Raw genomic sequence first — 21,889 nt, 5'->3', positions numbered from 1 at the left:
CTCACAGCTCCCGCACGGCCAGGAGCGGCTCGGCGCGGTCGTACGTGACGACGGGACCGTCCCGGCACAGCAGGAGGGGGCCGAGCTGGCAGTGGCCGCAGTGGCCGGTGGCGCAGTGCATGTTCCGCTCGAGGGAGATACGGATGTGGTGGGCCGGTACGCCGCGGTGCAGCAGCTCGCGGGCGGTGGCGCGGATCATGACCTCGGGGCCGCAGACGAAGGCGGTGGTCTCATGCGGGGTGAACGCCGCCTGGTCCAGCAGGGTGGTCACGACCCCGACGTTGCCGGTCCATCCCGGGCCGGCCCGGTCCACGGTCACGCCGCAGTACGGGAGGCCCCAGCCCTTCAGCTCCGACCGGTAGAGGAGGTCCGCGGGCGTGCGGGCGCCGGCCAGGACGTTCAGGCGGCCATGGTCACCGGGCGCGGACAGCGCCGCCCGTACGAGCGGCCGCAGTGGGGCCAGGCCGATGCCGCCGGCCACGACGAGCAGGTCGCGTCCGGCGGCGGCCGGCAGGTCCCAGCCGGTGCCGAACGGGCCCCGTACGCCCACCTGCGTCCCCGGCCGGACCGCGCACAGCGCCCGGGACGTCGCGCCCACGGCGCGGATCGTGTGGGTGAGCACCCCTCCGTCGATCCCGGCGACGGACACGGGGATGTCCCCGACGCCGAAGGCGTAGAGCATGGCGAACCGCCCCGGGGCGAAGGCCGGCAGGGCTTCCGCGACCGGCTGCAGCGAGATCGTACGGGTGCCGGCGGACTCGGGCCGGTTGGCCGTCACGCGGTAGGGGAGGGGAACGGCGGTCACCCGGGCGATCCGCTTCCGTAGGGCCCGTAGAGGTCGAGGAGCCGGGTGCGGGAGGCGCGCAGCCGGCGTCCGAGGACCTCGACGACATAGGTGAGGAGGGCGTGGTCGAGCTCGTGGTCCCGTTCGCAGAGTTCCAGTACTTCGGCGGCGTCGAACTCCCACGCCTGCACGGTGCCGTTCGCCTCGGCGCCCAGGTGCCACTGGTGCGGCGGGCACAGCCAGGACCATCCCAGCATCCGCCCGGCGCCCAGCGTCTCGATGACCGCGGCACGGCGTCCCGGCACGTGGATGTCGAGGTTGACGCCGCCCATACGGATGACCCAGAACCGGTCGGCCCGGCCACCCTCCTCGAAGATCCTCGTACCCGCGGGGAAGGACACCTCGCGGCCGAGCGCCATGAGTCGTTCGCGGGGGCCTTCCGGGACGGCCGCGAAAACACCGGTGTCCTTCATGGCGTCTCGTCCTTTCTCTCGGCCTGCCGGTCGAGGGCCTCGTGGTGCAGGGCCTCGTGGTGCAGGGCGTGCGCCTCTTGCGTGATGTCGATGCCGACCGGGCACCACACGATGCAGCGCCCGCAGCCCACGCAGCCCGAGCTGTCGAACTGGTCCCACCAGGTGCCGAGTTTGTGGGTGAGCCACTGGCGGTAGCGGCTGCGCCCGGAGCCGCGGACCGAGCCGCCGGGCAGATGGGTGAACTCCAGGTCGTAGCAGGACTCCCAGCGTCGCCAGCGCTCGGCGTGGTCTCCGGTCAGGTCGGTGATGTCCTCACTGGTGGTGCAGAAGCACGTGGGGCAGGCCATGGTGCAGTTGCCGCAGGTCAGGCAGCGGGCGGCGACGTCGTTCCAGCGTTCGGCCTCCAACGTGCCGGAGAGCAGCGCGCGCAGGTCGACCTCCGGCATGGTGCGGCCCATCCGCCCGGCGGCGTCCTCCACGGCCTCCCGGGCCGACGCGGCGGTGGTCGCGTCGGCGGGTCGGCGCGGCAGGGCCGCCAGGACCTCCGTGCCCTCCTCGGTGCCGGCACGGGCCAGGAAGCGGTGACCGGCCTCGTCCACGACCTCTGTGAGCGCCAGGTCGTAGCCGGGCTGCGCGGCGGGACCGGTGCCCATGGAGACGCAGAAGCACGTGGCGCCCGGCTCCGTGCACTCGACCACGATCAGGAAGGCGCCGGTACGGCGTTCCTCGTAGGCGTCGTCCTTGTGCCGGCCGCCGATCATGACGCGGTCCTGGATCCGGATGGCTCTCAGGTCACAGGGTCGTACGCCCAGGAAGGCGAACGAGGTGGGCTCCGGGTGTTCGGCACGGACCGTCATCCCACCGTCGGGAGCACGGTCGGCGGTCCACTGCCGGACGCGTTCGGGGTGCAGGAAGTTCTTCCACGACTGGGGGCCGGCGCTGTGCGCGAAGGCCGCGGAGTCGGTCCGCCGTCTGGTCCGGTAGTGGCCGGCCTCCAGCTCCACTCCCCAGCCGTAGGGCAGCTCGTCGGCGGACTCGATCTCGGTCAGCACGATGGCGCCGTCCCGCTCGGTCGGACCGATCACGGTCCGGCCCCGGGCACGCAGCACCCGCACAAGAGCCCCGATGCCCTCCAGGTCCAGCACACAGGCCGTGCTGTCGGCGTCCGGCGGTGCCGTCGCGGAGGGCATGGCGTCTCCTGCTCGCTCGGTGGCGGTGCTCACCTCAGCCTGACCACACCCCCGACGGGCCGCACGCCGAGCGGGCCGGGAGGAGTGCGGGCCATCCGGGCGCCGGTCTCGGCCACCAGAGCCCGGTCCCCCGGCCCCGCGTCCACACACAGGGCGTCCGCCGCCCGCTGCGCGACGAGAGTACCGCTGGCGAAGAAACGCAACCGCAGGTTCTCGGGAGACATCCGCTCGTACAGCCGGAAGACCGCCGCGCGGTCCGCCGGTACGACAGGCCGGACACATACGGTCGTACCGTCGGCCAGCAGCGCGTACACCGCAGCGCTTGCCGACTCGGGCGCACGGGTCATGGCACGGACGCCTCCTCTCCCCCCCCCAGCATGGCCCGCGGCGTGCGGGGGGGGGCACGGGCAGGACGGTACCGAGTGGGCGCCACCCCTCACAGCCGTACGTTCCGAGGCGTCGCCCCGCCGCGAGGTCCGGCGAGGCAGCGGGCGATGTCCCGCTCGATCCGTTCCGTGAGGGGACCGATCGCCGCGGCGACCGCGGGGGTCAGCCCCGTGCCCAGGGAGCCGTCGGCTCCTTCGACCGCGTGGACGACCAGGCGCCGGGGCAACCTGTCGAGCGCACGGGCCAGCTCGACCGCCTCTCCCAGGCCGAGGCCGTGGCTGCTCGCCGTGCCCGCCCGCCACGCCTCGTACCGGGTCGGCTCCAGTCGGTGGATCCTGCCCGGACGCCCCGGGTGGGCATGGGCGGCGTCCACGACCAACGCCGTCTCGGCGCCCTCCCACAGATCGATCAGCCGACCTGGTTCCCCGTCACAGCACACCAGCCGGATTCCGGCCGGCAGGCCGCCGTGGGCTGCGCGTTCCCGCAGCCGGGCGACGACGACGGGTCCCACGCCGTCGTCCCGCCGGAACTCGTTGCCGACTCCGATGACCGTGACGCGAGGGGAGATCGCCATGGTCCGCTCCTGGGCGGGGGGAACGGTCGCGTGGTTCACCGGTGCGGGACCACCGCGACGGGGCAGGGCGCCCGGTGCAGGGTGGTATGGCTGACCCGGCCGAGCTGCAGGCCGAACTGTCCCTGCCGCCGGGTGGCGCCGAGTACCAGAAGGTCGGCGTCGACCGCCGACCCGAGCAGCACCCGGTGCGCGGGTCCTTCCAGCACGGCGCGCTGGACGGACACCCGGGGGTGCTCGGCCACTGCCTCCTCCAGCACTTCGTCCAGAACGGCGACAGCCTGTTCCCCGTAGGCACGGGCAGCGGAATCAAGCATGATCAAGGGGTCCGTCGGCTGCTGGGGGGCTCGCCACGCCCGTACAGCCCGCAGCTCGCACCCGCGGGCCTCGGCCTCACGCAGGGCGAACCGCACGGCGGAGGCGGCCTCGTCCGCCTCGCCCACGCCGACGACGACCCGGTTGCTCATGCCCTTGATGTTGTGCTCCTCGCCGCGTACGACGACGACCGGGCAGTCGGCACGTCCCGCCACCGCGAGGCTCACCGAGCCCAGCAGGAATTCCTTGACGGCTCCTCGCCCGGACGAGCCGGTCACCAGGGTGGCCGCGCCGCGTGACTCCTCCACCAGCGCGTCCAGCGGGTCGTCCGGCACGGTCACGGCATTCACCCGCAGGTCCGGGGAGAGCTGCCGGGCGCGCTGCTCGGACGAGGCGACGATGTTCTGGGCCGCTACCTCCTCCACCGGTCGTTGACTGCTGAACGACGGCATCGACCCTTCGTAGTGCTCCCACAGCGACGCGTAGACCACGCGCAACGGGAGCCGGAGCCGGGCCGCCTCCTCCACGGCCCAGTCCAGGGCAGCGAAGCTGCCGTCGGACCCGTCGACGCCCACGACCACGGGACGCTCCATCGTGTTCACCGCCTCACCGCCTCACCGGCATCTCGGACCGGGCGTCGGCCCGTGTCGTTCGCCTCTTCCACCATCTCTCGCCGTCGCCCTCACGGCATGTCATGTCCCACATGCCTCCGCGAGAGCGCCGCAGGAGGAAACGGGCCGAAGGGGCCTGACCACCGGGGCCGAAGGGTCACACCGCCCCGGCGCCCCGTGATGGGGGCCGACCGGCCCTGGGCGCTGTCTGCCGGTGACGCCGCCCTGCGCCTCGCCGTGGTTCTCGTCAGCGGACGACGCGGGAGGGCAACTGCGCCAGGAGCAGGGTCACGTCATCGTCGCCGGCTGTGATCGGCAGCAGGGCCGTGACGGCCGCGTCCGCCACCGCTTCCAGATCCTGCCGAGTGCCCAGGGCGGTGCCCAGTTCCGTGGCGAGAGCGGCGATCTGCTCCTCGATGTCGGTGTCCGGCGTCTCCACCAGGCCGTCGGTGTACAGCGCGAGCGTCGCCCCCGGGGGCACGGTGTGGGTCACCTGTTCGTGCGCGACGCCGCCCACGCCCAGGGGCACGCTCACAGGTGCGGGCAACGGTCGGACGTCGGGGCCGGGAGCGGCGAGGAGTACGGGCAGGTGCCCTGCCGAACAGAGGGTGATCTCTCCGCTGTCGGGGGCGACGACCAGGTAGCAGCAGGTGACCAGTTGGCCGGGGAGGTCGGCGACGACGGCGTCGAGGACGTCCATCAGCCGTCGGGGCGGCATGCCGGTGCGGGCCAGGGCGTTGGCGGCGGAGCGGAGCCGGCCCATGACGGCGGCCGCCTCCAGCCCGCGGCCCATCACGTCGCCGATCAGGACACCGACCCTGCCGCCCTCCAACGGGACGAGGTCGAACCAGTCCCCGCCGACGCCCGCACCCTGGGTGGCGGGCAGATAGCGGCTGGCGGTACGGAGGCCGGGTACGTCGGGCGGGGTGCCCATGAGGCTGCGCTGCAACGTCAGCGCGACGTGCCGCTGCTGCTCGTAGAGCCTGGTGAGCTCGGCCTCCGCGGCCCTGCGCGCGGTGACGTCGCGGACCGCCGCCGAGAACAGCAGCCCGTCGGGCGTCCGCAAGGGGCTCAGACTGATCTCCACGGGGAACTCCCGCCCGTCCCTGCGGAGTCCGTACAGGTCCAGCCCGGCTCCCATGGGACGGAACTGCGGGTTGTGCGCGTAGTCCTTGCGGTGCACCGCGTGCCGGTCGCGGAACCGGCCGGGCACGAGGACTTCCACGGGACGGCCCAGCAGCTCATGCCGGTCGTAGCCGAACAGAGCCTCCGTCTGGGCGTTGACTAGGCGGATGAGGCCCGTGTCGTCCACGATGACCATGGCGTCGGGAGCGGATTCGAGCAGCCCCCGGAACTGCTCGTCCGCGGTGCCGCAGCCCTTGGCGTGAAGGCCCTCGCCCTCGCAGGAGCATGCCGCCCGGCCGACGGGGTCCTGCCCGTCGAGAACGGTGCGCCTGGTCATCCGCCTGCCTTCCCTGGACGTCCGGTTCCGGTGTCTTCCTCACATCACGTGCACGGTGACCTCATCACCGTGAGGCGACTGTGGCATATACAGACTTCGCCGTTGCCTTCGAATGGCATGAGGTGATCGTTTCTCTCCCGTAGGGGTGAGGTCCTGCACGTTCTTTGCGGCCGACTGACCGGCTTTCCGGCCCGCCGCTGCTGGGATCGGTCATCCTGCGCGTGGCAGCCCACTGCGAGGGCCCGCTGCTGGTGGTACGGATGGTCCTGGTGTCTGTGACCTGAGCCGGCTCCGGGCCGAATGCCGAGCGCGCATGCCGCTGCCGGGTGGCCCCCTGCCCACGGTCTTGCCGGGCTTTGGCGAGTGCGCCGTGCCCAACGGGCCGACCGGCAGCGGTGGAGGGACCGATGCGGTCGGCCTGTCGGCTCCGGCCATGCTGCCCGCCGTGCACAGGGGCAGCACGTCGAGCGGTGCGTCGGAGCGCTCAGGCGCCGAGGCCGCGCTCCGGGCGATCAGCTACGGATCGCACCCGCATCGGTGACCTCGGCGTCCAGGCCGCACCACACCGTGGAAGTACCACCGGAGCGGGCGCGGTTACCGAAGCGGATGTACAGGTAACCGTCGGGCTGATGGCAGACGGCGTACCCGGTGAACGAGCTGCCGTGGCACGTGATCGACGCACCATGGCCGGCGGTTCCCCTCTCGTACCGCCATGCGTCGCAGGAGAGGGAGGGCGCGGTGGCGCCCTCGGATGCGGAAGCAGGCGCGGCGACACCCACCGCGCCCCCACCCGCAAGGACGAGGGATGCGCTGACGGCCGCGACACGGTAGCGGAATCTCATGTGCCCCCCTTGTGGACGTTGAGGTCGATCGATACGGGGGGCGACGCTACTCATGGATGCGGACACCCGGTAGTGCCCGAGCGGAGTTGGCCGGGAACCGGCGGGCCGCTTCGGACGCACCGAACGTGTGGGGTGCCGGTCATGACGCCAGAAGGGTCTCCGCTGCCTCGCGCAGCGTCGTCCTGATGGCCCGGGGGTCGTCGAGATAGCCGCCCACCATGGCCCCGTCCCGCAGGACCACCAACGCCCGGGCCACGCGCTCGGGATCGGGATGACCGGCGTCGTGGACCACGGTGCGCAGCACGCCGTGGAACCAGCGGCGGTGTTCGGCGACGCGGACGCGTACCGGATGCGTGGGGTCGGGATATTCCGCGGCGGCGTTGAGAAAGCCGCAGCCGCGGAACCCCGGCCGGCAGAGGTTGTCGCCGATCATGTCCATGATGGCGAGCAGGGCGTCACGGCCCTGATGGGCGTGGAGAATGACCGCCACGGCGTCCTCCACCCTCGCCCCGCGGGCCTCCAGGTAGGCGACGACCAGCCCATCCTTGCTGGAGAAGTGGCGGTAGAAGGTGGCCCTGGTGACCCCTGCCTCCGTGACCAGCTGCTCCACGCCCACGGCCTGGATGCCCCGCGCGTAGAACAGTCGCCCCGCGGTGTCCAGCAGGCGTTCTTTGGGGTGGGTTCTCTCGGTGGCTCCCGTCGTCATGGGCACAGGGTAGGGAGGGACGGCCGGTCCGTGCGGTCAGGGGCGAAACCTCGCGGGCTCGCGCTCGTACGTCTCGTACGTGGTGACCAGAGGTTTCGTCTCGTCGACGACGTAGGTGGACAGCATCATCGTGGTCACCGTGCCGACGTTGCGGGCGTTGTGGACGGCACTGGAAGGGATGAAGAAGGGGTTGCCGGTGCGCAGCCGCAGGACGTGGCCGTCGTCGAACACCATGAGTACGTCGCCGCGGACGATGTATCCGACCTCCACCCCGGGGTGGCTGTGCCGGCCGGACTCCTTGCCCCTGGGGATCTCCACCAGGGTCTGGACGGTGTCCCAGCCCTTGGCGGGGGAGGGGTGGCGTTGGAGCAGGGTCCGGGTGACTCCGGACGTCGGGTCCGTGGGGTCGGCCGCTGCGGCCGCGGTCGTCGGGGTGAGGGCGGACATGCCGAGCGCACCGGCGGTGGCAGCGCCTGTGTTACGGATCAGGGTGCGGCGGTCGATCATCATCGGGCTCCGTTCTGGAGGTCTTCGAAGGAAGAATGACCGTTCTTTCTGCCTCGACAGCGTGCCGCCCCGCTGCGGGGGAGCGCAAGAGGGATGCGCATCGTTTCCGGGTAGACCTGTCGATCAAGTGACCCTGGCATGCGACGACTTGGCGTGCGTCACCTGTTTGACCGGTGACGCACGCTGTGCCACAGTCGTCTGGCACGCCTACGGAGGTCGTCGAAACCGGTGTGCGCGTGGGATCTCCTGCGAGGCGCAGATCGGTCGCAGGCCGGCACTTCGAGACGCGCGGAGGGCTTCACATGATCAACAGGCGTACGTTCGGCAAGGCTCTCGGCCTGGGTGCCGGTGGCGCGGTCGCCGCACCCCTGGCGGGGCCGTCGGGAGCGGCGCATGCCTCGGCCATGACGGGGCGGCCGGCCGCGACGGCCGCCGCGCCCGCGGCCGGCTCCCGCGGGCGCACCGTGTTCCCTCCGCTCAAGAAGGTCAGGGCCGGTCTGCTGGAGATCGGCTACGCCGAGCTGGGACCGGCCCATGGGGCGCCGGTCGTCTGCCTGCACGGCTGGCCGTACGACATCCACAGCTTCGTCGATGTCGCGCCCCTGTTGGCGGCGGAGGGGTACCGAGTGATCGTTCCCTATCTGCGCGGCCACGGCACGACGCGCTTCGTCTCGTCCCGGACCTTCAGAAACGGTCAGCAGTCGGCCATCGCCCTCGACGTCATCGCCCTGATGGACGCGCTGGGGCTGGAGAAGGCGGTGCTCGCCGGATTCGACTGGGGGGCTCGGAGTGCCGACATCATCGCGGCGCTGTGGCCCGAGCGCTGCAAGGCCCTGGTGTCGGTGGGCGGTTACCTCGTCGTCAACCTCGAGACGAACCTCCAGCCGCTGGCGCCCGCGACCGAGCACGCCTGGTGGTACCAGTACTACTTCTCCACGGAGCGAGGCCGGCTCGCCATGGAGGACAAGGACAAGCGGCACGATCTGACCCGACTGGTCTGGGACACCGTGTCCCCGACCTGGGACTTCGACGACGCCACCTTCGAGCGCACGGCCGCCGCCTTCGAGAACCCGGACTACGCCGCCATCGTGATCCACAACTACCGCTGGCGGCTGAGCCTCGCCGAGGGTGAACGGCGCTACGAGCCGTACGAGAAGCGGCTCGCCGCCCGGCCGGTCATCGCCGTGCCGACGGTGACGCTCGACGCCGAGCGCGACCCGTTCACGGTTCCGGGCGACGGGACCATGTACCGGGACAGATTCGCGGGCCCGTACGACCACCGCACCCTGAAGGGCATCGGCCACAACGTGCCGCAGGAGGCGCCCGAGGCCTTCGCCCGAGCCGTCGTCGACGCGAACCACCTCTGACGCGACATCAACCGCATAGTGTTCCGAGGCAGCGGGAGGCTGACGATGCGAGACGACAACACACAGGACAGCGGCTCGGCGATGCGCCACGCGCGGTTCGGCGCTCTGCCCGAGCGGATCGCCTACGAGGACATGGTCGAGGTGAAGCAGGCCTCGCCGAGGGATCCGGCGCGAGACGCCTACGACCCCGAAGGGGCGAGCGATCTCCTCTCGTGTCTGGCGTGGGACCTGGTGCTCTGACGTGCGCCCCCGGGGAGGGGCCCCGCGGTAGCGGCCGACGATCCTTGCAGGCGCCGTAGTCACCCGTCAGGATGGTGACGTGAACCTGGATCATGTCTTTGTGTGCGGCAATCCGGCCCTGGACTTCGCGGCCACGCTCCGCGCACGCCGCGCGGCGCGATTCGAGATGTTCGCGGCACCGGACCGCCTGGACGCGTGGTACGTGGAGTCCGGCACGGCCGACTCCGTCTCGCCCGCCCGGCAGGCCGACGTGGTGCGGGCGACGACCGTACGGGAGGCCGTCTACCAGCTGATCACGGCTCGGCGCCTCGGCGAGGACTTCGACGACGAGGCGCTGGCCGTGGTCAACGAGGCGGCCCGCAGGGCTCCCGCGGCACCACAACTGACCCACTCCGGCCGCTGGACGGCGGCGACGCAGCGAGAAGCGCTGTCCACCGTCGCCCGGCACGCGGTGGAACTGCTGAGCGGCCCGGACGTACCCCTGCTCAAGGAGTGCGGCAACCCCGAGTGCACCCGCGTCTACGTCGACCGCTCGCGCGGCGGACGGCGCCAGTGGTGCGGCATGGAGTCCTGCGGCAACAAGATCAAGGCCGCCGCGTACCGCGCCCGCAGGAAGACCGTTGTCGCCTCCGCGTGACCGCGGATACCCGCGGCCGTGCCCGCGGCCATGCCCGCAGCCGTGCCCGCGGTCAGGGGACGGCCGGGAGCATGGCGCGGAGCAGCTCGAAGGTGCGGACCCGTAGGTCGAAGTCGGGGCAGACGGTGGTGAAGGCGAGTTCGTCGGGGGAGTAGGCGGCGATCAGGGCGGCGAGCTTCTCGGCCACCTCCGTGGGGACTCCGGCGAGTACGGACATACCGTCCGTGTCCGTGCCCGCGATCGGTGAGGGCGCGGTGGAGCCCATGGCGTGGAGCTCGTCCCAGGACGGAAGGGTCCGGCGGTTCGTCGGGGCGGCGGCCAGGGCGAGGAGGGAGCGCAGGAGCCGGACGTCCCGTGGGTCCTCCGCGCAGGCCACCCGGGCGGCGATGCTGACGCGTGGAACCGCACCGAGCGGGCCCGGGCGGAAGTTGTCGCGGTACAGGTCGACGATGTCCGGCCGTGCGGCGCCGTGGGCGAACTGCGCGAGGCTGAACGGCAGTCCGTGGCGGGCGGCGAGCAGAGCGCCGCCGGGCCCGGCGCCGGTCAGCCACAGCTGGGGCGGCGTGGAGTCGGGCAGCAGGTCCGTGCCGACGGTGAGGTGGGTCACGAGGCGCTCGACCTTCTCCGGGTAGGGGGCCTCGTCGGGTCGCGCGAGCTGCCGGACGACCGGCTCGCCCGCGCCGGGGCCGCGGCCGATGCCGAGGTCGATCCGCCCGGGGAAGAGCCGTTCCAGCAGGTTGAAGGTGGTCGCCACCTTCAGGGGCGCGTAGTGGGGGAGGAGGACCGAGGCGGTGCCCACCCGGATGGTGGCGGTCTCCGCCGCGGCGGCGGCCACCAGTATCTCGGGCGAGCCGCAGCCGCTGGTCGCGCCATGGTGCTCGGCGACCCAGAACCGGTCGTACCCCAGGCGCTCGGCCGACACGGCCAGCCGGACCGACTCGCGGGCGGCCCCGGCAGGGCCGGTGGCGCCGTAGACCAGGACCTGGTCGAACGCGGTGAGTTTCATCCTCGGGCTCCCGTCCCGGCTCCCGCCGTGGGTGCGTGGCCGGCGGTCTGTGCCTCGTACATGCGCGCGTAGAGACCGCCGAGACGCATGAGCTCGTGGTGGTCGCCGTCCTCGACGAGGTGGCCGCGGTCGAAGACCAGCACCCGGTCGGCGCGCAGCACGGACGAGAAGCGGTGGGCGATCAGCAGCGAGACCCGGCCGGAGGTGGCGGTGGTCAGGGTGTCGAGCAGCTCGGCCTCGGTGATCGTGTCGAGCGCGGCGGTCGGCTCGTCCATGACCCGTACGCAGGCCGAGCGCACCATGCCCCGGGCGATGGCCAGTCGCTGCCACTGGCCGCCGGAGAACTCCACCCCGCCGGTGAACAGCTTCCCGGCCTGGGTGTCGTAGCCCTGGGGGAGGGAGGTGATGTGCTCGTGCATGCCCACCTCGCGGGCCGCGGCCTCGACCCGGTCGGTCTTCCGCCCGGCTTCCCGCCCGGCCTCGTGCTCCAGGCCGAGCGAGATGTTCTCGCCGACCGAGAGCTGGTACTCGACGTAGTTCTGGAAGACGTACGAGACGCGGTCGCGCAGGCTGTCCAGCCGGTGGCCGGCGAGCGGGACGCCGTCGACGAGGATCGAGCCCTCGGTCGGCTCGTAGAGGCGGCCGAGGAGCTTGCCGAGGGTGGACTTCCCCGCGCCGTTCAGGCCGACGACCGCCGTCACCTGGCCGGGCTTCAGGGTGAACGAGACGTTCTCCAGGGCGGGCCGTGCGCTGCCGGGATAGCGGAACGACACGTCACGGAACTCGATGCCCTCACTGATCCTCCGCGGGAACGTCAGCTCGCCCTCGGGGAGCGGTGTGTGCTCGATGGTGAGGAAGTCGTTCACGTTGCGGAGGTAGAGCTGGTTGACGTACATGCCGGACACGGCGCCGTAGAGGATCTGCGCGCTGCTCTGCAGCATGCCGATCGCCTGGATGACCGCCAGCAGGCCCGCCACGTGCCGGGCGTCGGTGCCGCCGAGGATCGCGACGGCCTGCGCGGAGATCGTCAGCGTCGCGGTCAGGATCACCATCGGGATGGATAGGCGGAGGTTCCGGTTGGCCAGCCGCAGGTCCGCGCCGACGATGCCCGTCAGCAGTCGCCGGTGGTTGCTGAGGACCACCGGGGCGAGCCGGAAGGCCAGCACCTCCTTCATCGAGTTCGGCTGGGAGGCCAGGTGCTGCCAGTAGGCGAGCCGGCGCCGTTCCTCGGAGCGCCCGTGCTCCAGCGCGTGGGCGCGCTTGCCCTGCAGGATCTGCGCGACCACCGTCGGGACCGGGGCGAGCATGGCCAGCAGCGCCACCCGGAAGTCCAGGGTCCACAGGATCACCCCGACCGAGCCGAAGGCGACCACCTGGGTGGTCGTCTGCACCAGTTGGGAGAGCATCATGCCCGGGCGGAAGCCCACCTCCCGGACGGCCCGTTGCAGCGAGTCCTGGATCTTCGGATCCTCCACCTGGGAGAGCGTGAAGCGGCTCGCCCGGCTGATGATCTCTTCCGACAGATGGGCCGACAGCCTGCTCTGACAGCGCTGCATGGCCCGGTTCTGCAACAGGATCAGCAGCTGCGAACCGAGGCCCAGCGCGGCCAGCAGGACCAGGTAGAACAGAACGCCCCGGAGCTGCGGGTGCGGGCTGCCCGCCGCGCGCAGCAGAGCCGTCGCGAAGGCCGCCGTGAGGGTGACCTGACCGGCCGGCAGGATGCCGACGAGCAGCGAGATCGCGATCACCTGCGCGGTCCCGGCACGGTCACCGCGCCAGGACTGGCGCAGTACGAGCAGGCCCGGTCGGGGCGCGGCCGCAAGCCGCCGGAGCAGGGAGCGAGTGTTCACCGGGACCGCCCCGCATCCTCGGCCACGGCGATCCGTTCGGCCACGGCGATCCGTTCGGCCACGGCGGTCCGTTCGGCCACGGCGACCCGGTCGAGCAGCCGCCGCCACATGCCGTACGCGGCGTCCTCCTGCTCGCGCCGCAGGCCCATCCGGTTGCTGTGCATGTGGAACAGGCTGCGCAGGATGTCCCTCCGGTCCGACCAGAGGGCGTCGGCCGCCGCGAGCTCGGCGACCCGGGCGGCGTACGCGGTCCCGGCGTCCTGCCAGGCCGCGCCGACCTGCCCCAGCACCGTGGCCTCGGCGCCGGGCGCCGTGTACCCCTGCCACAGCCGGCGCGCGACGGCCCGGTACTCCGTACCACCCGCCTGCGGGCCGGCCATCGTCCGCACCAGGGCGTGCCGTTCGGCGAAGTCGGGCACCAGCACCCGGCCGACGGCCTCGAGACTGAGCGCGGTGAGCGCGGCCTTCTCCAGCGGGACCTCGCCCGCCGGCGAGGGCGCGGCGAGGTGCCGCAGCAGGGCCAGGGTCGCGGCGCTGTCCCGGCGGAACAGTTCCTCGGCCGCGTCGATCAGGTCGGGTCCGCCGTAGCGTTCTATCTCGCGACGGTACGTCTCGAAGGAGACGTCGATGATCCGGCCCTCGACGACCAGGCCGTGGGCCCACGTCGCCACCTCGCCCAGCAGCTCGGCGGCACGCGCCGGACCGGAGGCCCGGAAGCGCAACCGCAGATGCGGGGCGGGGTCGCCGTACCGCAGGTAGAAGGGGTGCCCCGCCAGGCCGCGGTCCGCCAGCGAGCGTGCCAGCGCCGTCACCTCCCCGACCAGGAGGGCGTCCTGCGCGTCGTGCTCCACGTACAGCTTGGCGTAGACCCACGGCCCGCCGACCGGCCGCAGCCGCTCGGCATCGGTGACCGGCCGCCGGGCGACGGCCGCCGCCCGGGGCGCCGGCGCCCGCCCTCCGCGCAGTACGGGCACCACGACCTCGGCGGCGAAGGGGGCGTCGGCCTCGTCCCGCAGGAAGCCCTCCTCCGGACCGGGCAGCGCCTCCTCGAGCCGCAGGACGAAGTCCGCGTCCCGGGCGGCGGCCAGCCGCAGCTCCTCCAACGAGGGGGCGCTCTCCAGGTCGAGGAGGATGGTGTTGTCGCCCTGGGTGAGGACGGTGCGGCGCGGTACGTTCCACTGCTCGCGCCAGGCCGCGACGGCCATGGCGAAGGCCGCCGGCGAGCCCGTACAGCCGGCCGGCAGTCCGGAGGCGCTCAGCAGCCAGCGCGCGCGCCTGAGCACCAGGTCGTCCCGGACGACCCGGGGCAGGAACGGCATGCTCGCCGACAGGGAGCCCCAGTCGAACGGCGAGACCTCGCGGAAGGCCGCCGCGGAGACGTCGAGCAGGAAGCGGCCGACGTTCGGCGCCATCAGCGGGTTGAGCATGGTGTGCTGGGTGACGTGCAGGTCGCACCCGAGGACCGGGCTGTGCAGGTACAGCCGTCCCTCGCGCACCCCCACGACCACGTCCTCGAGCGCGATCACCTGGTCGGCGGGCAGCCCCGGCGCCACGTTGAGCGGCAGCTCCAGCGCGCGGACCGCCGGACGGACCGCGACGTTCGTCGCCCGGGCCTTCTCCGGCAGGCAGGTCAGCTCCACCACCGCCACCCCGGGCAGCAGCGCGGCCTCCGCCTCGGCCAGCTCCGCCAGACCCCGGCGCCCCTCCTCGCCCAGCACGTCGTGGAACCGGGCGAACGTCCGGCCGCCGTACGCCACCGCCGTGACCACCCCGCGCCACCCCGACCCCGCGGCCGTCGGCGGCGTCAGCTGCAGGTGGACGTCGATCGCGGGCCTCAGCGGCCGGTCGTCGTACTGCCGCAGCTCGGCGGTCCACCGCTCGTCGAGGACCACCTCCAGGCTGCCGCGGCTGATCGCGTCGGCGGCGAGCCGGTGCAGGACCGCGTCCCGGTCCTCCCTGCTCCGGTCGCTCGTGGTCGTCGGCTGCAACTCGAAGGAACGCGGCGGATTCAGATAACTCGCCGGCGGGCCCAGGCCGGTCTCCTCGGAGAGCACCTCCAGGACCGGGACCTCGGCCTGTGCGCCGTAGCGCTCGGTGAACGCCGTCGCGTAGTCACGCAGCCGCAACGGGTACCGGTACACGTCGCCCACGGCGGTCAGGATCTCGGCGGCGTCCTCCGCCAGCTTCTGGACCTCGGCCGGCAGGACGGGCGGGGCGGGGACGTTCAGCCGGGCGTCGACCCGCAGCAGGGGCCCGCCGTAGCCCTCGCTCACCTGCCGCGCCGCCGGGGCGATCTCCTCCTGGAGCGCTTCCAGGGCGGTCACGTCGCCGGCGGTGTTGAACGCGGCCAGCGCAGCCTCGACGGACGCCAGCGCGGCGATCGCGTCGCCGTCGCGGGCGGTCGCCAACCGGGCCGACAGCGGCGGCTGTTCCGACCCCTCCAGCAGGACCGGCCGGTGCGCGGTGATCAGGAAGTCCAGCTCGACCAACTGGTCCAGGAGCGCGGTGACCTTCTCCGACGGGACCGCCGGATACCGCTGCGCCAGCTCGTCGCGCAACGCACCGAAGGTCTTCGGCGTACGGGCCGACTCCAGTACGAGCCGGACCGCCGGGGACCAGCGGACCGACGCCGAGCGTCGCGACCCCTCGCCGTAGGCGTCGGCCGTGGACAGCCAGGCCCGGCCCCGGCTGCGGTGGATCAGATCGTTGGTGCGCAGCTCCAGTTCGGGCCGGGCCCGCGGGGCTTCGGTGACCGACTTGAACAGGTGCAGCACCCAGCCCATGTCCGGCCTGGCCACGGCGTCGACGATCGCCGGCACGCCGAGCCGGGGGAGGGGAGGGGCATCGGGCGGGGTGGGTGAGGCGGGTGAGGCGGCGGGAGGGGCGTCGGACCGGGCAGGCGCGGCCGATTCCTGGAACGAGCCCACCGCCACGCCCGCCACCGTGGCCAGCGGGGTCGGCCGCATGCTCATCCGGTTCAGGTACCGGCCGAGGCTCATCATCGCGCGTCGCCGGTCCCGGGCCGAGAGGCCGTCGACGCCCTCCACGGCGCGGGCCAGGTCCGGGGCCGCCAGCGAGATCGCCGAGCGGACCCCGGGCTTCGCCCACAGGTCCAGCAGACCCCGCAGATAGCGGGCCTCCCACCCCTCCGGGTCCGCGCCGGCGGCCAGCAGGTCCGTCATCCCCCGGGTCGGCAGGCCCGGCGCGCGGAGCAGGAAGAAGTCCCGTGCGACATAGACGCGGTCTCCGCGGTCTCTGCGGTCTGTCCCGGACTTGCGGTCGCCGAAGTCGGCGTTCCGACGGGTCACGATCGTTCCTTAGCTGTGCTGGGGCAACGCTTTTACGAGGAGCGGAGGTTCGGGATCCGCTGCCGCCGGGCCGTCACGGACAGGTCGGGTGGTCAGGCTGGGGTGAGGAAGAAGACCTCGTCCCATGTCGTCGCCCGCGGTGCGAGAGCCCCGCAGAGGGCGAGCAGCACACCGGCCGCGCCGTTGAGGAATCCCGGGTCGTCGACGAACTCGCCACGCCGGGGCTCGTCCGTCACCACGTAGGGGCGGGCCTCGTCCGCCAGTGACAGCACGGTCGACAGCGAGTTCTCGGCCATGGCCCGGAAGGAGGCCGAACCCGTGACCGCGTGGGCCCGCTGATAGACCGCCAGCAGTCCGGCGTGGCCGTGACAGAGACTGGGCGAGAAGACGTTCCGCTCGGCCGGCGCCCAGTCCACCACCCGCTGCAGGGCCCCGACCGCGGTCGCCTCGAGACCGGGGTCGCCGAGCACCTTGGAGGCGCTCAGCAGGGCGATGCCGATCCCCGGAGCGCCGTAGCACCAGGCGGCGCGCGCGGAGTGCCGGCCGAGCGGGGCGACGGGCAGTCCGGTCCCCTCCTCTGCCCGCAGGAGGTTCGGCCAGGCGGCGCCGGGCACCTCGTCCCCGAGCTGATTCTCGACCAGCCAGGCCGTGGTCCGCGCCAGGCGTTCGGCCGGGCCCGAGCCGCCGATCCCGGCGGCGGCCACGGTGCACAGGGCCGAGACGATGCCCGGCAGGCCGTGCGCGAAGCCCAGGTTGTACATCCCGTACGGGGCCTGCTCCTCGTACCCCGGATACGCCGGGTAGTAGTCCGGTGAGGTGAACCAGCCGAACCGCCGCCGGTCGTCCGGCTCGGTCACCCGCAGGAGATACTCCGTCAGCTGCTCGGCCGCGACACGGATCGGGTCGCCGGGCGAGGACTCCAGGACCGTGCAGAGGCGGACCGCCGCGGCCAGCTGACCGGCCGCGCCCGAGATGACGTCGAAGTCGGAGACGGGCAGCCCCGAACCGGGCTCAAGACGCGGCGCGGCCATGATCTGTTCGCCGAGCCGGTCGGCGATCCGGCGCAGGGACGGCAGGTAACGGCGGTCGTACACCGCGAAGTCGAGCAGGACGGACGCGAAACCCGCGGTGCCGGCGTAGAGCCCGGCCCCGGCCAGCGGCTCCTCGGCGGTGGCCTGCGCGGCACGGCGGAGCAGCGCCTGCGCCGCGTCGAGGAGTTCCGGCTCGTCCAGCGCCTTGCCGGCGTGCAGCAACGCCAGCGCGATCCCCGGGTAGCCGTCGGCGAGGCTCGACCCGTGCGCCGCGGACGCGGGGCCCGCGGTCGTCCGCTCCGTCTTCTCCGTCTTCGGCGCCGATTCCCGCGCCGTCTCCGCCGCCGCACCGGCGAACGCCGCCAGTCGGCCGGCCATGGCGCGGGCCACCTCGGCGGTCCGCGTACCGAATTCCCGCGTACCGAATTCCCGCGCCCCGAATTCCTGCACTTCCTGCACCGCCACCGCGGACTTCCCCCGATTCACCACAATTCCCGGCGCCGCTCCCCGAACGGCGCACCGAGGCCGACTGCCGGCCGTTTCCCGGGAAGCCCCCGGCTTCCCACCCCCGGAAGGCTCCCGGCGCCGGACGGCACCGGGATTCCCCCCTACGAGCACCTGCCCGTTCAGGCGATCAGGCGATCAGCAGACCGTCGGGTAGCCGATCGTGATCGGGCAACCGCAGGAAGCGTTGTTGCAGGACCAGCAGGTGCTGCCGATGCTCGCGAAACCCTGAGCGGTGTCCTGGACCGGGGCAACGGCCACGCGGACATCGAGATCGAAATCCTGCTCCATCTTTACCTCCACTGTGAATTCATGAATTCCCGCTCCCCCGGCCGGGCTCCACTGAATTCCGTGCATGGGAGCGGCTGTAGGAGAGTTCTAGCACGCAGTTCGAACGCGATGGCCGGTTTTGACGCACCATTCCGGCCATGGGGGATGTGGCGCAGTTAACAAGATCACGAAAGCTGCTGATCAACTCGGAGTGGAATGGTCTAATCCGGACGCAGGATGGCTGGTTTCCGTATCATCCGGTGGTTGAGGGACACCGTGAGGTGTCCATCTTCCGCTGGTGCGGTGGATGTTGAGGGCTTTGTGTGGTGTGCAGTGATCGCCGGAGAATGGACTGGCTCGATCGGTGCACTACGGGTCCCTCGTCAGGCGGTGACCCAACCAGAATCAGTCATGTGAGGGCCGGATGGGGCGAGTGGCTTACCGGCAGACGGAGCGGTCGGCCGTCCTACTCGGTGTGGATGGTGCGTCCGGTCACCTCGCCGGGCCGGATGCGGACCCACAGGTCGCGCTTCCCGCCGGCCCAGGGCTGGGCGCCGGGCCGGGTGGCGAGGGCCTCGACCGTGCCCGCGTCGGTGATGAGCTCGGCCGTTCCGGTGATGAGGACGCTCCAGCCGCGGCTGAGCTGTTCGTCGATGCGATCGGTCTCGAACGCGAGCTGTTCCCCCTCCGCCGGGGCCGCCGCGCCGTCGGTCTCGGTCCGGTAGACGATGGTGCGGCCGTCGACCAGGAAGTTCACGGGCAGGACGACGGGGGCGGACCCGGTGGCACTCAGGCCGATCCTGCCGATGCCGTGGGTGCCGAGCCGCCGCCAGCACTCGTCCTCGGAAAGCTGCGCCAGCATGGGATGCGGGTCTGCCTTCCGCCGGCCGGGCGCCGCTTCCCGCGGGCCCCTGGCGAGCTCGTCGTACGGCATCTCCAGTGCGGCGGCGAGGCGCATGAGCGCGGCGGGGTCGAAGTCGCCGCTCAAGGTCTCGACCCGGTCCAGATAGGCGACGGACATGCCGGCGCGATGTGCCAGCTCCTCGCGCGTCAGCCCGAGCTGCCGACGGCGCACGGCACAGCGGGTGACCAACGATTCCTCCTGCGGCGGGACCGGCCCGTCGGCGTGCATCTCCCCACCTCCGCGTCGCGCCCCGTGGGCGTGGGGCTCCTGAGTCGTCCCCGTCTCCCAGGGGAACAAAGGCCGGGCACGCGTGCCAGCGCTGCGCCGCCGATCGGGACGGGCCGGTGGGCGCGCCCGATCGGTGTTCCGGTCCCGCGCCCGTAGCGTTGAGTGATCACAGGAGGTGATGGTGGCCGACAGCGACAACCGTCCGCGGCGTCTACCGCGCCCGGTGTACGAGCGGGAGCTGCTGCGGCTCCAAGTGGAACTGGTCAAGCTCCAGGAGTGGGTGCGGGCCGAGGGCCGCCGGGTGGTCGTCGTCTTCGAAGGGCGCGACGCGGCGGGCAAAGGGAGTGCGATCAAGCGGGTCACCGAGCGCCTGAACCCGCGCGTCGCCCGGATCGCCGCCCTGCCCGTCCCGACCGAGCGGGAACGTACTCAGTGGTACTTCCAGCGCTACGTCGCGCACCTGCCCGCCGCGGGTGAGATCGTCCTGTTCGACCGCAGCTGGTACAACCGGGCCGGGGTCGAGCACGTCATGGGCTTCTGCACCGAGGGGGAGTACCGGCGCTTCCTCGCCCAGTGCCCCGTCTTCGAACGGCTCCTGGTCGAGGACGGCATCCTGCTGCGCAAGTACTGGTTCTCGGTGAGCGACACCGTGCAGGAACAGCGATTCCGCAACCGTCTGGAGGACCCGACGCGCCGCTGGAAGCTGTCGGCGATGGATCTGGAGTCGATCACCCGTTGGGAGGCGTACTCGCGGGCGAAGGACGAGATGTTCACGCACACTGACCTCCCCGAGGCGCCCTGGTACGTCGTCGAGAGCGACGACAAGCGTGCGGCCCGCGTCAATATGATCGCCCACCTGCTGTCGACGGTGCCGTACCACGACGTTCCCGAGCCCACTGTCGAACTGCCGCCCCGCCCGCCGTCCACCGGATACCGGCGGCCTCCCCGGGACCGGCAGACCCGGGTACCCGACCACGCGGCCGACCTCGTCCGAGAAGAAGAGAAGTGATCACGTGGCCGGTGGCTCAGGACGGAGGGGCGTAGCCGCGGGTGTGGACGAGGTGCTGGAGGAGGTGGGTGAAGGCGCGTGTGGCGGCGCTCTGGTAGGCGCCTTCGCGCCGTAGGAGGGTGACGGTGCGCGTGGGCAGGGGTGGGTCGAGGGGGACGGGGCTCAGGTGGGGGTGGTCGTCGGTGATGGCGTCGGGCAGGACGGTGGCCAGTGGGGCGCGCCGGACGATTTCGGTGAGGGCCTGGATGGAGTTGGCCTCCACGGCGATGTGCGGCCGGACGCCGTGGGCCGCGAAGTAGGCGTCGATGTGGCCGCGGGTGGCGAAGTCGCCGCTGAGCAGGGCGAGGTGACGTTCGGCGAGGTCCCGGACGGGTAGCGGGTCCTGCCCGTCCGTGGCGGGCCGGTGGGCTCCGGTGACGAGGCCGAGGGTCTCGGTGAACAGGCCGGCCGCGGCGATGCCGGGCGCGTGGGGGCCGTGGAAGGCGATGCCGAGGTCGAAGTCGTCGGCCAGCAGTCCGGCTTCGACGCGGTCCTGGGTCGTCTCCCTGACCTCCAGGGTGATCCCCGGGTGCCGGGCGTGGAGTTCGGCGGTGAGGGGGCCGACGAGGTAGGCGGTGAAGGTGGGGGTCAGGGCCAGGCGCAGGTGGCCGCGGGAGAGATCGGCCAGGTCGACGACGGCGCGTTCGGCGGCCGCCAGGTCGCGCAGGGCGCGGCGGGCGTGGAGCGCGTAGGTCTCGCCGGCGTCGGTGAGCCGTACGGTGCGGCCGGTGCGGTCGAGGAGCTGGGCGCCGACCGTGCGCTCGAGCTGCTTGATCTGCTGGGACAGCGTGGGCTGGGAGATGTGCAGCTCCTCGGCGGCGCGCGTGAAGTTCGCGTGGTCGGCGACGGCGAGCAGGTAGCGCAGGTGGCGGAGTTCCAGGGCCATGGAGGCAACTATAGATGGGGTCGATGGAAGTCATGGATATTCGCTCTTGGACGCTATAGGTCCAGGTCGTGCATGGTGGAACACGTCAGCCCCACGGGGCCGGCAGCCACGGAAGGAGTGACCATGCACGACCTCACCGACGGCGTCGCGCGTTTCCAGCGGGACGTCCACCCCGCCAAGGCGGAGCTCTTCGCCCACCTGGCCACCACGCACCGGCCGACGACGCTGTTCATCGGCTGTTCCGACGCCCGCGTGGTGCCGGAACTGATCACCCAGAGCGAGCCCGGCGAGCTGTTCGTCGTCCGTACGGCCGGCAACCTCGTCCCCGCCTACGCGCCCGGCCCGGACGGGATCGCGGCGAGCATCGAGTACGCCGTCGCCGTCCTGGGCGTCACCGACATCGTGGTCTGCGGGCACTCCGCGTGCGGGGCCATGACGGCCCTCGCCGAGAGCCACGACCTGAGCACCGCGCCCGCGATCGCCGGCTGGCTGCGCTTCGCGGACGCCTCCGTCGCCCGTACGGCCGCCGAAGCGCCGGACGTGGCCGCCCTGGTCCGCGAGAACGTACGCGCCCAGCTGGCGAACCTGGCCACCCACCCGTCGGTGGCCCGCGCCCTGGCCGCGGGCACGGTCACCCTGCGCGGCTGGGTCTACGACATCGCCTCCGGCGCCGTCGAGGAGCTCGACCCCACCGGCCGTCCGGCCCACCTCGCGGCCTGACCGCCGCCTTCCACCCCCTACCCCCCCACCCCTCTCGAAAGG

Annotated in this window: 21 protein-coding genes; 5 read left to right on the top strand and 16 right to left on the bottom strand. The window is 72.3% G+C overall.

Going from position 1 to position 21,889, the window contains the following annotated elements; genetic code table 11:
- Position 1: 1 nt before the first annotated feature.
- The 9 genes from AB4K12_RS20480 to AB4K12_RS20440 all read right to left on the bottom strand — a co-directional run bounded on the left by AB4K12_RS20480 (position 2) and on the right by AB4K12_RS20440 (position 7,851).
- Positions 2-805 carry an FAD/NAD(P)-binding protein gene (locus AB4K12_RS20480; protein ID WP_368435551.1) on the bottom strand — a complete coding sequence of 268 codons (804 nt, stop codon included), beginning with the start codon at positions 803-805 and terminating at the stop codon, positions 2-4.
- Positions 802-1,257 (bottom strand): Crp/Fnr family transcriptional regulator, encoded by a 456-nt coding sequence (locus AB4K12_RS20475; protein WP_368435550.1) that lies wholly within the window; start codon positions 1,255-1,257, stop codon positions 802-804. The genes AB4K12_RS20480 and AB4K12_RS20475 overlap by 4 nt, the downstream gene beginning before the upstream one ends.
- Positions 1,254-2,447, bottom strand: coding sequence for a 4Fe-4S dicluster domain-containing protein (locus AB4K12_RS20470; RefSeq protein WP_368435549.1), 1,194 nt, complete (start codon positions 2,445-2,447; stop codon positions 1,254-1,256). Before AB4K12_RS20470 ends, AB4K12_RS20475 begins: the two co-directional genes overlap by 4 nt.
- 29 nt (positions 2,448-2,476) lie before the next feature.
- A complete protein-coding gene (locus AB4K12_RS20465) occupies positions 2,477-2,794 on the bottom strand; it encodes a hypothetical protein (RefSeq protein WP_368435548.1) in 318 nt (105 codons plus the stop codon).
- An 89-nt stretch (positions 2,795-2,883) separates the two neighbouring features.
- Positions 2,884-3,408 (bottom strand): hydrogenase maturation protease, encoded by a 525-nt coding sequence (locus tag AB4K12_RS20460; RefSeq protein ID WP_368435547.1) that lies wholly within the window; start codon positions 3,406-3,408, stop codon positions 2,884-2,886.
- Positions 3,409-3,443: 35 nt separating this feature from the next.
- Entirely contained in the window at positions 3,444-4,313 is an 870-nt protein-coding gene (locus tag AB4K12_RS20455; protein ID WP_368435546.1) for a universal stress protein, read from the bottom strand.
- Positions 4,314-4,578: 265 nt separating this feature from the next.
- On the bottom strand, positions 4,579-5,793 hold the full coding sequence (locus AB4K12_RS20450; RefSeq protein ID WP_368435545.1) for a PP2C family protein-serine/threonine phosphatase: 1,215 nt from the start codon (positions 5,791-5,793) through the stop codon (positions 4,579-4,581).
- A gap of 981 nt (positions 5,794-6,774) precedes the next feature.
- Positions 6,775-7,341 (bottom strand): TetR/AcrR family transcriptional regulator, encoded by a 567-nt coding sequence (locus AB4K12_RS20445; RefSeq protein ID WP_368435544.1) that lies wholly within the window; start codon positions 7,339-7,341, stop codon positions 6,775-6,777.
- A 36-nt stretch (positions 7,342-7,377) separates the two neighbouring features.
- Positions 7,378-7,851 (bottom strand): cupin domain-containing protein, encoded by a 474-nt coding sequence (locus tag AB4K12_RS20440; RefSeq protein WP_368435543.1) that lies wholly within the window; start codon positions 7,849-7,851, stop codon positions 7,378-7,380.
- 299 nt (positions 7,852-8,150) lie between these two features.
- Here AB4K12_RS20440 and AB4K12_RS20435 point away from each other — a divergent pair, with 299 nt between their 5' ends.
- From AB4K12_RS20435 to AB4K12_RS20425, 3 genes are all read left to right on the top strand, one after another.
- Positions 8,151-9,215, top strand: a complete 1,065-nt coding sequence (locus AB4K12_RS20435; protein WP_368435542.1) for an alpha/beta fold hydrolase — start codon at positions 8,151-8,153, stop codon at positions 9,213-9,215.
- A 45-nt stretch (positions 9,216-9,260) separates the two neighbouring features.
- Complete coding sequence (locus AB4K12_RS20430) at positions 9,261-9,455, top strand: hypothetical protein (protein WP_368435541.1); 195 nt, start codon at positions 9,261-9,263, stop codon at positions 9,453-9,455.
- A 79-nt stretch (positions 9,456-9,534) separates the two neighbouring features.
- Positions 9,535-10,092, top strand: a complete 558-nt coding sequence (locus tag AB4K12_RS20425; protein WP_368435540.1) for an ABATE domain-containing protein — start codon at positions 9,535-9,537, stop codon at positions 10,090-10,092.
- A gap of 52 nt (positions 10,093-10,144) precedes the next feature.
- Here the strand turns inward: AB4K12_RS20425 and AB4K12_RS20420 are convergent, their stop codons facing one another.
- The 6 genes from AB4K12_RS20420 to AB4K12_RS20395 all read right to left on the bottom strand — a co-directional run bounded on the left by AB4K12_RS20420 (position 10,145) and on the right by AB4K12_RS20395 (position 19,193).
- Positions 10,145-11,098: an MsnO8 family LLM class oxidoreductase gene (locus AB4K12_RS20420; RefSeq protein ID WP_368435539.1), complete on the bottom strand. Its 954-nt coding sequence runs from the start codon at positions 11,096-11,098 to the stop codon at positions 10,145-10,147.
- Entirely contained in the window at positions 11,095-12,948 is a 1,854-nt protein-coding gene (locus AB4K12_RS20415; RefSeq protein ID WP_368435538.1) for an ABC transporter ATP-binding protein, read from the bottom strand. Before AB4K12_RS20415 ends, AB4K12_RS20420 begins: the two co-directional genes overlap by 4 nt.
- Positions 12,945-16,256: a lantibiotic dehydratase gene (locus AB4K12_RS20410; RefSeq protein ID WP_368435537.1), complete on the bottom strand. Its 3,312-nt coding sequence runs from the start codon at positions 16,254-16,256 to the stop codon at positions 12,945-12,947. The genes AB4K12_RS20415 and AB4K12_RS20410 overlap by 4 nt, the downstream gene beginning before the upstream one ends.
- 92 nt (positions 16,257-16,348) lie before the next feature.
- Entirely contained in the window at positions 16,349-17,752 is a 1,404-nt protein-coding gene (locus tag AB4K12_RS20405; protein ID WP_368435536.1) for a lanthionine synthetase C family protein, read from the bottom strand.
- A 177-nt stretch (positions 17,753-17,929) separates the two neighbouring features.
- Complete coding sequence (locus AB4K12_RS20400) at positions 17,930-18,082, bottom strand: FDLD family class I lanthipeptide (protein WP_179198839.1); 153 nt, start codon at positions 18,080-18,082, stop codon at positions 17,930-17,932.
- A 445-nt stretch (positions 18,083-18,527) separates the two neighbouring features.
- Entirely contained in the window at positions 18,528-19,193 is a 666-nt protein-coding gene (locus tag AB4K12_RS20395; protein WP_368435535.1) for a pyridoxamine 5'-phosphate oxidase family protein, read from the bottom strand.
- 181 nt (positions 19,194-19,374) lie between these two features.
- Between AB4K12_RS20395 and ppk2 the strand changes: the two genes are divergently transcribed.
- Positions 19,375-20,202 carry a polyphosphate kinase 2 gene (gene ppk2 / locus AB4K12_RS20390; protein WP_368435534.1) on the top strand — a complete coding sequence of 276 codons (828 nt, stop codon included), beginning with the start codon at positions 19,375-19,377 and terminating at the stop codon, positions 20,200-20,202.
- A gap of 16 nt (positions 20,203-20,218) precedes the next feature.
- Here ppk2 and cynR read toward each other — a convergent pair whose 3' ends face one another.
- Positions 20,219-21,127, bottom strand: a complete 909-nt coding sequence (cynR, locus tag AB4K12_RS20385) for a transcriptional regulator CynR (RefSeq protein WP_368435533.1) — start codon at positions 21,125-21,127, stop codon at positions 20,219-20,221.
- 123 nt (positions 21,128-21,250) lie between these two features.
- On the opposite strand from cynR, the gene AB4K12_RS20380 reads away from it, so the two are divergent.
- Positions 21,251-21,847, top strand: a complete 597-nt coding sequence (locus AB4K12_RS20380; protein ID WP_368435532.1) for a carbonic anhydrase — start codon at positions 21,251-21,253, stop codon at positions 21,845-21,847.
- The last annotated feature ends 42 nt before the right edge of the window (positions 21,848-21,889 follow it).

It is taken from the genome of Streptomyces sp. C36 (assembly GCF_040932295.1).
GTDB lineage: Bacteria > Actinomycetota > Actinomycetes > Streptomycetales > Streptomycetaceae > Streptomyces > Streptomyces triculaminicus.
This window is presented reverse-complemented; position numbering and strand designations above follow the sequence as displayed.